This window comes from Streptomyces sp. NBC_00385, assembly GCF_035917155.1.
Taxonomy (GTDB): Bacteria; Actinomycetota; Actinomycetes; order Streptomycetales; family Streptomycetaceae; genus Streptomyces; species Streptomyces poriferorum.
On sequence record NZ_CP107951.1, the window covers coordinates 3,213,647 to 3,226,901 of the forward strand.

Annotated in this window: 11 protein-coding genes; 4 read left to right on the plus strand and 7 right to left on the minus strand. The window is 73.0% G+C overall.

The window, feature by feature from the left end:
- Positions 1-197 precede the first annotated feature (197 nt).
- Entirely contained in the window at positions 198-1,244 is a 1,047-nt protein-coding gene (locus OG959_RS14010) for a C40 family peptidase (protein WP_326658510.1), read from the plus strand.
- 42 nt (positions 1,245-1,286) lie between these two features.
- Entirely contained in the window at positions 1,287-2,060 is a 774-nt protein-coding gene (locus OG959_RS14015; RefSeq protein ID WP_326658511.1) for a GNAT family N-acetyltransferase, read from the plus strand.
- A gap of 1 nt (position 2,061) precedes the next feature.
- Here the strand turns inward: OG959_RS14015 and OG959_RS14020 are convergent, their stop codons facing one another.
- Together OG959_RS14020 and OG959_RS14025 are read right to left on the minus strand one after the other, a co-directional pair.
- Positions 2,062-2,766 (minus strand): LuxR C-terminal-related transcriptional regulator, encoded by a 705-nt coding sequence (locus OG959_RS14020; RefSeq protein ID WP_136327611.1) that lies wholly within the window; start codon positions 2,764-2,766, stop codon positions 2,062-2,064.
- The gene (locus tag OG959_RS14025) at positions 2,750-4,048 is read right to left on the minus strand and encodes a PspC domain-containing protein (protein ID WP_326658512.1); all 1,299 of its coding nucleotides are present in this window, start codon (positions 4,046-4,048) and stop codon (positions 2,750-2,752) included. The genes OG959_RS14020 and OG959_RS14025 overlap by 17 nt, the downstream gene beginning before the upstream one ends.
- A 174-nt stretch (positions 4,049-4,222) precedes the next feature.
- Here OG959_RS14025 and OG959_RS14030 point away from each other — a divergent pair, with 174 nt between their 5' ends.
- On the plus strand, positions 4,223-5,539 hold the full coding sequence (locus tag OG959_RS14030; RefSeq protein ID WP_326658513.1) for a PspC domain-containing protein: 1,317 nt from the start codon (positions 4,223-4,225) through the stop codon (positions 5,537-5,539).
- 156 nt (positions 5,540-5,695) lie between these two features.
- Here the strand turns inward: OG959_RS14030 and OG959_RS14035 are convergent, their stop codons facing one another.
- The 4 genes from OG959_RS14035 to guaA all read right to left on the minus strand — a co-directional run bounded on the left by OG959_RS14035 (position 5,696) and on the right by guaA (position 10,277).
- Positions 5,696-6,205 carry a DoxX family protein gene (locus tag OG959_RS14035; protein WP_326658514.1) on the minus strand — a complete coding sequence of 170 codons (510 nt, stop codon included), beginning with the start codon at positions 6,203-6,205 and terminating at the stop codon, positions 5,696-5,698.
- A 152-nt stretch (positions 6,206-6,357) separates the two neighbouring features.
- Positions 6,358-7,623 (minus strand): hypothetical protein, encoded by a 1,266-nt coding sequence (locus OG959_RS14040; RefSeq protein ID WP_326658515.1) that lies wholly within the window; start codon positions 7,621-7,623, stop codon positions 6,358-6,360.
- Positions 7,624-7,749: 126 nt separating this feature from the next.
- Complete coding sequence (locus tag OG959_RS14045) at positions 7,750-8,520, minus strand: class II aldolase/adducin family protein (RefSeq protein ID WP_326658516.1); 771 nt, start codon at positions 8,518-8,520, stop codon at positions 7,750-7,752.
- 170 nt (positions 8,521-8,690) lie between these two features.
- Positions 8,691-10,277 carry a glutamine-hydrolyzing GMP synthase gene (gene guaA / locus OG959_RS14050; protein WP_326658517.1) on the minus strand — a complete coding sequence of 529 codons (1,587 nt, stop codon included), beginning with the start codon at positions 10,275-10,277 and terminating at the stop codon, positions 8,691-8,693.
- Between the two features lie 332 nt (positions 10,278-10,609).
- Between guaA and OG959_RS14055 the strand changes: the two genes are divergently transcribed.
- Positions 10,610-10,915 carry a chorismate mutase gene (locus OG959_RS14055; protein WP_326658518.1) on the plus strand — a complete coding sequence of 102 codons (306 nt, stop codon included), beginning with the start codon at positions 10,610-10,612 and terminating at the stop codon, positions 10,913-10,915.
- A 384-nt stretch (positions 10,916-11,299) separates the two neighbouring features.
- Here the strand turns inward: OG959_RS14055 and OG959_RS14060 are convergent, their stop codons facing one another.
- Entirely contained in the window at positions 11,300-12,994 is a 1,695-nt protein-coding gene (locus OG959_RS14060) for a peptidase (RefSeq protein WP_326658519.1), read from the minus strand.
- Positions 12,995-13,255 lie beyond the last annotated feature (261 nt).

Consider the following 13,255-nt stretch of genomic DNA (forward strand, 5'->3'; position numbering starts at 1 on the left):
AACTCTTTCCCGTGTCCCGGGTTTAGCGTCCCTGCCAGGTGACCGGCACAGCGCCGATCCGTACCCGGGTGGCGTTCCCGGTCACCCCGCCGAGGTTCCGGCGGCGGGCCGCTCCCCCTGTTGGCAGCCCGCCGCCGGGCCGGGCGGGCCCGTCGGTAGACCCCGGCGGGCCGTCGAAAGGAAGGACGCCCGCCCTCGTGGCAGCGCACCGGAAACCCAAGCAGCGCCCGTACACCGGCTCTGCTGCCCGCACAGCGGCGACGCTCGCCTTCGCCGGGGCCGCGACCGCCGCAGCGTTGCCGGGATCCGCGCACGCCGATCCGGCGCCCACCCCCGCCCAGGTGAAGGCCCAGGTCGACCGGCTGTACCGGGAGGCGGAGGCCGCCACCGAGCAGTACAACGGCGCCAAGGAGAAGGCCGCCGCCACCGCGAAGTCCGTCGACGCCCTGCGCGACGAGGCGGCCCGCAGGACCGAGCGGCTCAACACGGCACGCGAGGCGCTGGGTTCGTACGCCGCCGCGCAGTACCGCTCCGGCGGCATCGACCCCGCCGTGCAGCTGGCGCTCTCCTCGGACCCCGACCAGTACCTGCGGCGCGCCTCGTACGTGGAGCGGGCCGGCGAGCGGCGGGCCACCGAGGTACGCACCGTGCGGCGCCAGGTCGCGGACGTGGCCCAGGTCCGCGCCGAGGCCGCCGGCGAGCTGACCGAACTCGCGAGCCGCCAGGCCGCCCTGAAGAAGCACAAGGCGACGGTCCGCACCAAGCTCGCCGAGGCCCGGCAGCTGCTGGCCCGCCTCTCCCCCGCCGATCGCGCCGCCTACGACGCCTCGGAGGGCGGTCGCGGCGACGCCCACGCCGACCGCGGCGCCCCGCGCTCCACGGCTCAGGCACCCAACGCCCGCGCCGCCGAAGCGGTCGCCTTCGCGTACACGGCCCTGGGCAAACCGTATGTCTGGGGCGCCACCGGCCCCTCCTCGTTCGACTGCTCCGGCCTGACCCAGGCCGCCTATCGCTCCGCGGGTGTCTCCCTCCCCCGGACCACGTACACGCAGATCAACGCGGGCTCACGCGTATCGCGCTCCGAACTCGCCCCCGGGGACCTGGTGTTCTTCTACTCGGGTATCACCCACGTCGGCCTGTACATCGGCAACGGCCAGATGATCCACGCCCCGCGCCCGGGCGCCCCGGTCCGCATCGCCCCGATCGACCAGATGCCCTTCGCCGGAGCGACCCGGGTCGCATAGGCTCCCGCCCTCCGATCCGGAACGGCCGAAGGACACTCACCCATGCCCATGGACGTCGACGTCCAGACCCATGCCCGTACGCTCACCCTCCGCTCCCCGGACCATGTCCGGGTGGGACCGTTCGTGATCCGCTACAACCCGGACTGGTCCCTCAAGTACGCCAATTACGCGATCCCCGACCAGGGCGCGGAACCGGCACCCGGCGAACTCGACGCCCTGATCGCGGCCTTCCGCGAGCTGGACCGGATGCCACGCCTGGAGTTCCTCCCCACCTGGGCACCCGCGGTCGAACCCGCCCTGCTGGCGGCCGGGTTCACCGTGGAGAACCGCGCACCGCTCCTGGCCTGCGCCCCCGGCGGTCTGCTGCCGCCGAAGCCGGTCGACGGCCTGGTGATGGCCGAGCCCGCCACGGACGCGGAGTTCGACGCGGCTGCCCTCGTCCAGCACCTGGGCTACGGCGGGACGGGCGAGCCCGAGGCCGGTACGGCCCAGTGGCTGCGCACCGCCGCCTCGGACGGCGGGGTCGCCGCCCTCGCCACGGTCGACGGCACGCCCGCGGGCGCGGGCGGCTGCTCGGTGCCGGTCGACGGCCTCAGCGAGCTGGCCGGGCTCGCCGTCGCGGCGGACTTCCGCCGCCGGGGCATCGGGGCCGCCCTCTCCGCCCACCTCACGGAGACGGCCTTCGCGCGCGGCTGCCGGGTGGTGTGGCTGGAGCCGGGCGACGCCGACGTGGAGCGGATCTACGTGTCCATCGGCTACCACCGGGTCGGCGAGAAGCTGAACATCTCGCTCGACCCCGAACGCGAAGGCGCCTGACTCAGACCAGTCGCCGGGCCGTCGCCCAGCGCGTCAGTTCGTGACGGTTGGAGAGCTGGAGCTTGCGCAGCACCGCCGAGACGTGCGACTCGACCGTCTTCACCGAGATGAACAGCTGCTTGGCGATCTCCTTGTACGCGTATCCGCGGGCGATCAGCCGCAGCACCTCGCGCTCGCGCTGCGTCAGCCGGTCGAGGTCCTCGTCGACCGGCGGGGCGTCCGTCGAGGCGAAGGCGTCGAGGACGAAGCCGGCCAGCCGCGGCGAGAACACCGCGTCGCCGTCCTGGACCCGGAAGACGGAGTCGACCAGGTCGGCGCCGGTGATGGTCTTGGTGACGTAGCCGCGGGCGCCGCCCCGGATGACGCCGATGACGTCCTCGGCGGCGTCCGAGACGGACAGCGCCAGGAAGCGCACCGGGTTCTCGACCGCGCCCATGAAGGGCGCGCAGCGGCGCAGCACCTCGACGCCGCCGCCGCCCGGGAGGTGGACGTCGAGGAGGACGACCTCGGGGCGGGTCGCCGTGATGACGGTGACCGCCTGGTCGACGTCGGCGGCCTCGCCGACGACCTCGACACCGGTCTCCTCAGTGCGGCCGATCTCGGCCTGTACGCCGGTGCGGAACATCCGGTGGTCGTCGACGAGCACGACTCGTACCCGGCGCTCCGGGCCCTCGTGGCCCCCGGTCGCCTCAGTGGTCCCGTTCATCGCTCGTCCTCTCCATCTCCAGCTCGACTTCCGTGCCCCCACCGGGCACCGAACGCAGCCGTGCGGTACCGCCGTTGCGCTGCATCCGGCCGATGATCGACTCTCGTACGCCCATTCTGTCCCCCGGTACGGAATCCAGGTCGAATCCCGGACCCCGGTCGCGGACCGAGACGAAGACCGTGCGGCCCTCGACCTCCGCGTAGACCTGGACCGCGCCGCCCTCGCCACCGTACTTGGCGGCGTTGACCATCGCCTCGCGTGCGGCCTGCATCTGTGCGGTCAGCTTCTCGTCGAGCGGGCAGTCGCCGACGACGACGACCTCCAGCGGGACGCCGTGCTTGTCCTCGACCTCGGCCGCGGCGCGTTTGACGGCGTCGGCCAGGTTCTCGGGTTCGTCGTCCTCGTCCTTGCCGGTGCCTTCGGGGTTGTAGAGCCAGTTGCGCAGTTCGCGTTCCTGGGCGCGGGCGAGTCTGCGGACCTCGCCCGCGTCCTCGGCGTTGCGCTGGATCAGGGTGAGGGTGTGCAGCACCGAGTCGTGGACGTGGGCGGCGACCTCGGCGCGTTCCTGGGCCCTGATGCGCATCAGGCGTTCCTCGGAGAGGTCCTGGGTCATGCGGACGAGCCAGGGGCCGGCCAGCAGGGCGATGCCGGTGAGCACGGCGATGGCCGCGGTGATGACGTTGCCCAGCTGGGCGGCGGAGCCGCGTACGACCATGAATCCGGCGAGGCCGAGGCCCACCAGGGCGACCCCGGCGAGACCGCGGGCCAGGTGCAGGACCCGGCGGCGGCTGCCGGCCTCCATCCAGCGGGCGCGGCGGGCGTTGTCGGCCTGGCGCCACACGAGGACGGAGCCGGCGCCGATCAGCAGGGTGGGCCAGATGTAGCGGTCGGCCTTGCCGCCCATGTCGACGTTGCCGACGAAGATCAGGGCGCCGACGAACAGCGCGATGAGGGCGAAGACCTGGCCCTTGTCGGGTTTGCGGAGTCTGCGGGTGCCGTCGGGGGCGGTCTCGAAGAGGGAGCGCGGGCCGTCCACGCCGCCGACGCCGAGCGGGACGACGATCCAGAACACCGCGTACAGGAGCGCGCCGAGGCCGTCCGCGAGGAACAGCCCGAGGAAGACGAAGCGCACCCAGGCCACCGGCAGCCCGAGGTGGCCGGCGAGACCGCGTGCGACGCCGCCGAGCAGCCGTCCGTCGGCGCTGCGGTACAGCTTGCGCTGGGGCTGCTCCTCCGGGTCGGGAGCGAGGGAGCTTGCGGCTCGGGGCGTGGCGGCTGGCATGACCCGATCGTCACACGTCCGCAGGGGCGGTGGCATCAGGGTCGGCCCCCACATCGACCCTGAGAAGCGACGGACGGCGAGAGTGCCCCCTCAGGGTCCGGCCCGGCCAATATCAGGGACCGGCCAGGGTCGGGGCGGGTGCCGGAAGGGGCCGGCGCCCGTCACCATGGAGCCATGACCGTTCACCAGGATGCGCCGCCGGGCGCCGTGCCGCCCCCCGGGCCCGTACCGCAGCTGCACCGCAGCTCGCGGCAGAAGGTGGTGGCCGGGGTCTGCGGCGGGCTCGGCCGGTACTGCAACGTCGATCCGGTGATCTTCCGGATCGTCCTCGGCGTGCTCTCGGTGACCGGTGGTCTCGGGCTGATCTTCTACGGCTTCGCGTGGCTCCTGATCCCGCTGGAGGGCGAGGAGGAGAACGAGGCGCGCCGGCTGCTGTCGGGCCGGGTCGAGGGGTCGTCGCTGATCGCGGTGCTGTGCGCGCTGATCGGCTGCGGGCTGTTCCTGTCCATGCTGGGCAACAGCGGCACGCTGGCGTTCTCCGCGATGCTCTCGGTCGCGGTCATCGGCTTCACCGTCTGGACGCAGCACCGCAGGACGGCCGATCCGCAGGAGCGGGCGCATCCGGCGGCCGACCGGGCGGTGTCGGACGCGCCGCCCGAGGTGAAGGCGCCGCCGAAGCCGTCCGGGCCGTCCTGGTGGCGTGATCCGATCATCAAGGACGGGACCACGGGGCCGGTCGGGGCGGGCTATCTGTGGGGGCCGCCGGACACCGTGCTCGACGGCCGGGCCGAGGGCGCGCGCCGGGCGACGGCCGATGCCCCGTTCCTGCCGCCGCAGCGGTCACGGCAGATCCGGGGGCCGCGGTCCATCGGCGGTGCCGTCTTCGTCAACGCGATGATCGCGGGCGGCCTGGGCACGGGCCTGAGCTGGGACTCCCAGCCGCTCGGTACGAGTCTGCAGATCGGACTGGCCGCCGCGCTCGCGGTGTTCGGGGCCGGAATGCTGATCAGCGCCTTCGTCGGCCGGACCGGATTCGGCACGCTCCTGATGGCGATGATGACGGCCGGTCTGCTCGCGGGAGCGTCCGCGCTGCCCAAGGACATCACCACGCACTGGGTGCGCGAGGAGTGGCGGCCGGCGTCGGTCGCCGCGGTGCAGCCGCGCTACGAACTGGGTTCCGGGCAGGCGAAGCTGGATCTCACCCGGGTCACCGTGCCCGAGGGGGACACGGTGAGGACCGAGGTGGAGGTCGGCGCGGGCCGGGTCGTCGTGCACGTACCGAAGACGGCCACGGTGAAGGTGGACGCACGGGCCGGTCTCGGCGACATCACCCTGCCGGGCGACCGGCGCCAGAACGACGTGGACATCCGCCCCTCGCAGAACGAGCACCGGACGCTGCCGCCGGCCGCGGGCGTCAAGCCGGCCGGCACGGTCGAGCTCGATCTGGAAGTGGGCCTCGGACAGGTGGAGGTCATCCGTGCCAAGTCGTGAGTTCCGGCCCGGGCGGGGTGTCGCGGGTCTGGTGATGCTGACGCTGGCGGGCGGTTACGCGGCCGACGCGGCGGGCATGTGGGAGGCCCCGTGGGCCTTCTTCGTCGCGGTCTTCTCGGGCGGTCTGTGGCTGGCCGCCACGGTGACCTGGGTGGCCTACCGGATCCGTCGCCGCCGCGTCGCGAGGAAGGCGTCCACGGAGAGCGTCGCCGCTCCGCCGAGCAGCAGCGGCAGCCAGGCCATGAGATAGATCAGGTCGTTGCCGAGGTAGTACGGCGAGACCTGCCAGCTGACGGTCAGCCACAGGCTGAGCGAGATCAGCGCCCCGCCGAGTGCCGCGATCCGCGTCCACAGGCCCAGCAGCGTGCCGATGCCGACGGCGAGCTCACCGAAGGCGATGGCGTATCCGAAGCCGGACGGGCTCTTCAGCGCGAGGTCCACGAGCGCCGGAATCGCGGCGGAGTCGCGGACGGCCGTCATCTGCTCGCCGATCGAGCCCGGTCCGGTGGCGTGGAAGAAGGCGCTGTCGGTCAGTTTGTCGAGCGCGGCGTAGATGAAGGTGACCCCGAGGAAGATGCGCAGGGGCAGCAGGGCATGTTCCCGCGCCAGTTCCCCCAGGCTCCTGGCCTCGCCCAGACCGCGCCCGTTCGTGCCGTACCCGTGCATGGCTCTCCCGCCTTCCGCGGCCCGCCGCCGGACCACCGGGTCCGCCAACAGAGCCGTTCGACCCTCGCCGGACCGTTCGATCCGTCACCAGACCATACGTACGCCCCGCGCGCGCGGCTCACCAGGTGTCCGGCCGGGTTTCCCGCGGCGTCTCAGTCCGTCACGTCGATCGCGACCCGGTTGGACTCCGCCCCGGACGCCGTCACCACCTGCACCTCGACCACCCCGGGCTCCACCTCCACCGGCACCGGCACGGTCAGCACGGTGTCGGTCGGGTTGGCGAAGCCGCCGGTGACCGGGACCATCGGAACGTGTACGTGGACGGGGCCGATCCGCACGACCATGCGGGCCAGCCGGTCCGGGGCCCCGGCGCCGGGCGGCACGAATCCCGCGCCGCGGATCTCGATGTCGTCGCCGGTACGGATCGGCGCGTCCAGGTCGCCGGCCTCACGGGCCCGGACCACCGACAGCACCACGGGCCGGCCGCCCTCGGTGTACTTCCCGGCGAAGTAGGTGGCCGCCGAGACGGCCACCAGCAGGGCGAGCCCCCACGGCAGGTCGGGCAGCTGCTCGGGCCGGCGGGCGAGCCGGACGGCGGCGAACACCACGGCGACGGTGGACACGAGCACGTACTGCACATCGGTGAACCCGCCGCGCCCCGAGTCGTCGGTGAGCAGATCCGCGGCGCGCGGCCGGTCCGCCCGCAGCTTCTGAAGCCGCCCGGACAGCACCCGTACGCTCACCACCCGCCGCACGACCACCGCGATGGCGCACACCAGCGCCAGCACGGTCACCACACCGGCGCCGCGCGCCAGGTCCAGGCCCTCGATCAGCGCGTCGCGCTGTGCGTGGCCGGAGGCGCCCGCCAGCTGGAGGGCGAGGACGAGGACGGAGAAGACGGCGAGCAGCACCCAGGACGCGGCGACCGCACGGGAGGTGGAGAGCCGGTTGTCCTCGCCGATCAGCGGGGCGAGGAGGCCGCCGCGTGCCCGGTGGATATGGGCGGCCGCGGTGAGCAGCCCGGCGGTGACGAGTCCGGCGATCAGCCCGGCGGTACGGGCGTGGGTCCAGCCGGCCCCGATGGCGGTGGCGGCCTCGGCGACGGCCAGTACGGCGACGGCGCCCCAGACGATGACCAGGGTGCGCTGCCACACCCGGTACAGCCAGGCGTCACCGGCTTCCCGGCCGCGTTCGGCGACGGCCTGCGCGGACTGGGTCAGCTCGTCCGAGACCCACTGCCGGGTCGCGGAGGCGGACTGGGCGACCCCGGTGGGCAGCCCCTGGCCTGCGGCGAGTTCGTCGCGCTTGGCCAGGAAGGCGGCCACCGCGCGCCGGTGCCCCTGGCGTGCTCCGTGCGGGCAGTCGCCGCACGTGCAGCCACCGCCGTGCGTGCCCTGTCTCGCCTCGTCCAACGCCACGGAGAACTCCGCCCCTTCCCGCCCCGGTACAGCCGTTGATCAACCCAACTCGGCTGTGATTGCTGCGAATTGTGCCGTACGGGGCGGGAGGTTCCCGCATCGGGGCACACCGGACGGGCGGGATCGTCAGAACGTTCGAGAGATCCGGCTCCACAGCGGCTGGTAGTTGATCCAGGCGACCAGGTCGCTGCCGAGCTGTTCGCGGGTGGTGACCGCGTCCCGGTGCTCGATCAGCACGGGCTTCCCGGCGGCCCGCGCGGCCAGCTGGACCTGGCAGGACCGCTCCAGCGCGAGGAACCACCAGGCGGCCGCGTCCACGGAGTCGCCCACGGTCAGCAGCCCGTGGTTGCGCAGCACGATGGCCTTGCGGGGCCCGAGCGCGGCCGCGATCCGGCGGCCCTCGTCCTCGTCCACGACGACCCCGGTGTACGCGTCGTAGAGCGCGTGGTCCTCGTAGAAGGCGCAGGACTCCTGGGTGATCGGCTCCACGAGCTCCCCCAGCGCGGCCAGCGCCCTGCCGTGCACGGAGTGGGTGTGCGCGACGGCGACGACGTCCGGGCGGGCCCGGTGCACCTGCGCGTGGACGGCGAACGCGGCCTGGTTGACGTGCCGGCTCCCCTCGACGACCTGGCCCTCACCGTTGACGAGGATCAGCTCGTCGGGCCGCAGCCCGTCGAACGGCGCACCGAAGGGGTTGACCCAGTAGCAGTCGCTGAACTCCGGGTCCCTTGCCGTGATGTGTCCGGAGACGCCGTCCTCGTACCCGTACTCGCCGAACAGGCGCAGCGCCCCCGCCAGACGTTCCTTGCGGTGGGCGCGCTCCTCCTCCACGGAGGTGTGGACGGGCGGCATGGCGAAGTGGAGCTGGTCCACGGGTACGGGTGTGGGCTCGGGCATGGCGACTCCTCGGTACTCCCGGGCGTACGGGATCAGGCGTACGGGATCGGAAGTTACCGCCGGTCGCCCCAGGTGACCAGAGGCATCGGCCATCGATTCGGGCCGGGAACGCGGCGATGCCGCCGCCCGTGGGAACGGACGGCGGCATCGGCGTGAGCACAGGGGAGTGGTTACTCCCACTCGATGGTGCCCGGGGGCTTGCTCGTGACGTCGAGCACGACGCGGTTCACGTCGGCGACCTCGTTGGTGATGCGGGTGGAGATCTTGGCGAGGGTCTCGTAGGGCAGTCGCGACCAGTCCGCCGTCATGGCGTCCTCGGAGGAGACCGGGCGCAGCACGATCGGGTGACCGTAGGTGCGGCCGTCGCCCTGGACGCCGACGCTGCGGACGTCCGCGAGCAGGACCACGGGGCACTGCCAGATGTCACGGTCGAGGCCGGCCGCGGTCAGCTCCTCGCGGGCGATGGCGTCGGCCTCGCGGAGCAGGTCGAGCCGCTCCTTGGTGACCTCGCCGACGATCCGGATACCGAGGCCGGGGCCCGGGAAGGGCTGGCGCTGGACGATCTCCTCCGGCAGGCCGAGCTCCTGGCCGACCATCCGGACCTCGTCCTTGAACAGCTGGCGCAGCGGCTCGACGAGCTCGAACTCGATGTCGTCGGGGAGGCCGCCCACGTTGTGGTGCGACTTGATGTTGGCGGTGCCGGTGCCGCCGCCGGACTCGACGACGTCCGGGTAGAGCGTGCCCTGGACGAGGAAGGCGACCTCGGGGCCGTCCTCCTGGAGGATCTCCAGCTGGGCCTGCTCGAACACGCGGATGAACTCGCGGCCGATGATCTTCCGCTTCTGCTCCGGGTCGGACACGCCGGCCAGGGCGTCGAGGAAGCGCTTCTCCGCGTCGACGACCTTCAGCTTCGCCCCGGTCGCGGCGACGAAGTCCTTCTCGACCTGCTCGGTCTCGCCCTTGCGCATCAGACCGTGGTCGACGTACACGCAGGTCAGCTGGGAGCCGACGGCCTTCTGCACGAGGGCCGCGGCGACCGCGGAGTCCACACCTCCGGACAGGCCGCAGATGGCGCGCTTGTCGCCGACCTGGGCGCGGATCGCGGCGATCTGCTCCTCGACGACGTTGGTCGTCGTCCAGTTCGGCTCGATGCCCGCGCCGCGGTAGAGGAAGTGCTCCAGGACCTGCTGCCCGTGCGTGGAGTGCAGGACCTCCGGGTGGTACTGGACGCCGTAGAGCTTCTTCTCGTCGTTCTCGAAGGCGGCGACCGGGACGACGTCCGTGGACGCGGTCACGGTGAAGCCCTCGGGGGCGGCCGAGCAGGCGTCGCCGTGCGACATCCACACCGACTGCTCGGCCGGGGTGCCCTCGAAGAGGGTGGAGCCGGACTTGGAGACGGAGAGCGCGGTACGGCCGTACTCACGGGCACCGTTGTCGTCGACGGTGCCGCCGAGCGTGGTGGCCATCAGCTGGAAGCCGTAGCACATGCCGAAGACGGGGACCCCGGCCTCGAACAGCGCACGGTCGAGCGAGGGCGCGCCCTCCGCGTACACGGAGGAGGGGCCGCCGGACAGGATGATCGCCCGGGGGTTCTTGGCCAGCATCTCGGCCACCGGCATCGTGGACGGCACGATCTCGCTGTAGACCCGGGCCTCACGGACGCGTCGGGCGATGAGCTGGGCGTACTGCGCGCCGAAGTCGACAACGAGGACCACGTCGGTGGTGGTGTCGGGGGCGGCGGGGGGTGCTGCTGGCACGGGGCGGCCTTCCGGCGGTGGAGAGGGGGTCGGTTCTTCCGATTCTACCGGCGGCCGGGGGCGTACCTCGTCGCGCGGGGAGAGCCCCGGCCGTCTCACCATCCGGGCCGGGCGTTGGGCCGGGGCCTCCGATGGGTCCATACTGTGCCCATGCTTCAGCACACGACCTTCGTCTTTACCTATGGCACCCGGCCCGCCGGCTGCCATGGTCGTGCTGCTTGAGCAACTGACAAGCAACGTTCCAGGCGCCCCGGGCCGACAGGCCCGGGGCGTTCTGGCGTTCCGGGCCCGGTCGGCCCTCGGGAGCCTCACGCACCCCAGGGAGACCAGCCATGAGCAGCACCACCACCGCCACCAGGACCGCCGCCGACGTGACCGGCGCACACACCGACGAGGCCGCGTCCCTGATCGCGGACGCCCGGACACGCATCGACTCCCTCGACGACCGGATCATCGGCCTCATCCAGGAACGGATGGCCGTCTCCACCGTCATCCAGGAGGCCCGGATGACCTCCGGGGGCCGCCGGGTCAACCTCTCCCGCGAGATGGAGATCCTCGGCCAGTACCGGGACGCGCTGGGAAAGCCGGGCACGTCCCTCGCGATGACGCTGCTGGAGCTGTGCCGCGGCCGCGTGTGACCCGCCGCAGGTCGGGCACCGCAAGGGGCGGCAGGGCTGTACGGGCGTATCCCAGTTCGGGCGGACTCTCACCCGTACGGCGCGTGACCGGGCACCGCACGGCTTCGTTGGTCCCGGTGTCCGTGCCAGCCAGGGGCGGCTTCGTAAGAAACCACGCGTGGCTCCGCCGGAGCGTGTGGCGTACTGCATGTACGCCGTGGGACCGCGCACCGGCGTGCGTGACCGGTCGGCAGGGGACAGCAGCCCGGTCACCTCAGAACGGCAGGCTTCGAGGACGCTCGAAGCCTGCCGTGTCCAAGGGTCCGTGAACCGGTCTTCCGGTCCACGGGCCCTTGTGCGTTCCCGGTCGGTTCCTCGGGTCCACGGAGCCCGGTGGGTTCCCGGTCAGTGACCGCGCCGCCGTCCGGCCGCCATGTACAGCGCACCTCCCGCCAGCAGCGCGGCCGCCGCCGCGCCCGCGGCCGTCGCGGCATCGGTTCCGGTGGCGGCGAGCCGGCCTCCGGTGCCGGTCCTCGAACCGGCCGGGGCGGCGGTGCCCGTGGCGTCGGCCGACGCGGAGACCGCAGGCGCCGGCGCGCCGTCCGTCGGACCGCCGCCGCCCGACGAGCCCGAGGTGGACCCGCCCGCGGTGGCGCCGGAGTCCCCCGCCCCGTCCGCGTTCAGCACGAGGGCGGCGGTGTTGTTGCCCCGGTCGGGGTCGAACGGCAGCCGCGGATCCCTCGTCCGCGTGCCGCGCACCTCGACCGTCCCGGACGCCCCCGTGACGGCCTCGGCGACCTTCAGGTCGAAGTGCAGCGCGGAGCCGCCGTCCTCGCGGACGGTCATCGCCGTGTCGCACACGTAGCGCGGTGCGCCGGCCTGCTGCTCGCGGTACTGCCCGTCGGCCGTCACGCCCCGGCAGGTGCCGGGCCACGCGCTGACCGAGGCGCCCTCGGGGACGGTGAAGTCGACCGTGGCGACCGGCTCGCCGGACCGGAGGTTGCCGATCCAGGCCGGCCCCTCGTTGCGGAAGCCGATGTCGGCCCCGACCGTGCTGCCCGGCGGGCCGGACGCCGTGTCCCCGTACGCGGCGAAGTCGGCGGTGTTCGCGGTGCTGAAGTCGGCCTCCTGCTGGTTGTCGCCCGGGTCCAGGTCGCTGGAGCGGACGGCCGGGGCCTCCTGGAGCGCGAGGACGTTGCCCTTGGCGCCCGGGGCCGCCCGCCCGGCGCCGCGCACCGACGGGCCGGCCTCGTCGATCCGGTAGACCAGCGTGTCCCGGTAGGCGCGCTGCGTGGCCCGGAGCAGCAGGGGCTCAGCCAGTTCGTAGACGGCGCCCACCTCGTAACTGCCCTCGACCGAGCAGAGCGCGGTCGTCCGTACGGCAAAGCCCTGCCCCGCGTCGTCCTCGCGGTACACGCAGTTCTCGTACCGCTCGGTGAACTCGATGCCACGGGTGTACATGAGGGTGAGCACGACACCGTGGGCGGCGCGGGTGCCGTGGTTGGCGAAGGCGAGCGGGAAGGGCTGGGTTCGGCCGGGCTCGAGCTGCTGCTCCAGCGGGGCCCGCTCCATCACCAGGTCGGGACCGCCGATCACGATCCGGGTGGTGAACGGGGTGAAGGCCGCGCCGTCCGCCGTGCCGGTCACCCGGATCGTGCCGGAGTCCCCCTCCCGGCTGCCCGCCGCGGCGCCGACGCGGAGTTCGGGCAGCGGGTTCGCCCCGGGCGCGAGGCCCGTGCCGTGGCAGACACCGGTCGTGCCGGTGGTCTCGCAGTCCGCGCCGCTCTCCGTGCCGAACACGGCGTCGGCGACGCCCGCGATCCCGCCGAGGTCGAAGGTCACGGTGTACGCGCCCTCGAAGCGGCCGTGCTCCTCGTCCCGGGACGGGTTGTCGACCGTGATCGCGACGGAGGTCCGCTGCGGGCCGCCGCTCGCCGGGTACGGGTGCAGCGCGGTCTCGGCCGGGCCGCCGAAGCCCAGGACCGGACCCGCGGCGCGGGCCGGGGCGCTCAGGACGAGCGACCCGGCTGCCAGCAGGCCGGCGGCGGCGAGAGTGCCCGCGACGCGGCGCAGGGCGGCTCTCGGAGTCGTGCTTCTCATCGCGGGACCTTCTGGGGGGTCGGTGGGAACTGTGCGGCTGCCGTGGGCAGCGATACGAGTTCGACCCCGGGCCCGTACGAAGAGTTGCGCGGGTCCAGGTCACGGATTGAGCACGTCGGGGCGAGCGCCGGGACGGAACGTGAGCGGCGTCACATAAGGAATATGTGAGTCCGGGGACAACCATCGGGGCGCCTTGCAGGTCATGCATGCGGAACCACCGGTCACATCCGTAACGCGGCTTCACCGGTAGAGCGTGAGGGG

Excerpts from the sequence above, each read along its gene's own strand:
- OG959_RS14015 (WP_326658511.1), top strand. The coding sequence starts at position 1,287 with ATGCCCATGGACGTCGACGTCCAGACCCATGCCCGTACGCTCACCCTC.
- OG959_RS14020 (WP_136327611.1), bottom strand. The coding sequence starts at position 2,766 with ATGAACGGGACCACTGAGGCGACCGGGGGCCACGAGGGCCCGGAGCGC.
- OG959_RS14025 (WP_326658512.1), bottom strand. The coding sequence starts at position 4,048 with ATGCCAGCCGCCACGCCCCGAGCCGCAAGCTCCCTCGCTCCCGACCCG.
- OG959_RS14030 (WP_326658513.1), top strand. The coding sequence starts at position 4,223 with ATGACCGTTCACCAGGATGCGCCGCCGGGCGCCGTGCCGCCCCCCGGG.
- OG959_RS14035 (WP_326658514.1), bottom strand. The coding sequence starts at position 6,205 with ATGCACGGGTACGGCACGAACGGGCGCGGTCTGGGCGAGGCCAGGAGC.
- OG959_RS14045 (WP_326658516.1), bottom strand. The coding sequence starts at position 8,520 with ATGCCCGAGCCCACACCCGTACCCGTGGACCAGCTCCACTTCGCCATG.
- OG959_RS14055 (WP_326658518.1), top strand. The coding sequence starts at position 10,610 with ATGAGCAGCACCACCACCGCCACCAGGACCGCCGCCGACGTGACCGGC.
- OG959_RS14060 (WP_326658519.1), bottom strand. The coding sequence starts at position 12,994 with ATGAGAAGCACGACTCCGAGAGCCGCCCTGCGCCGCGTCGCGGGCACT.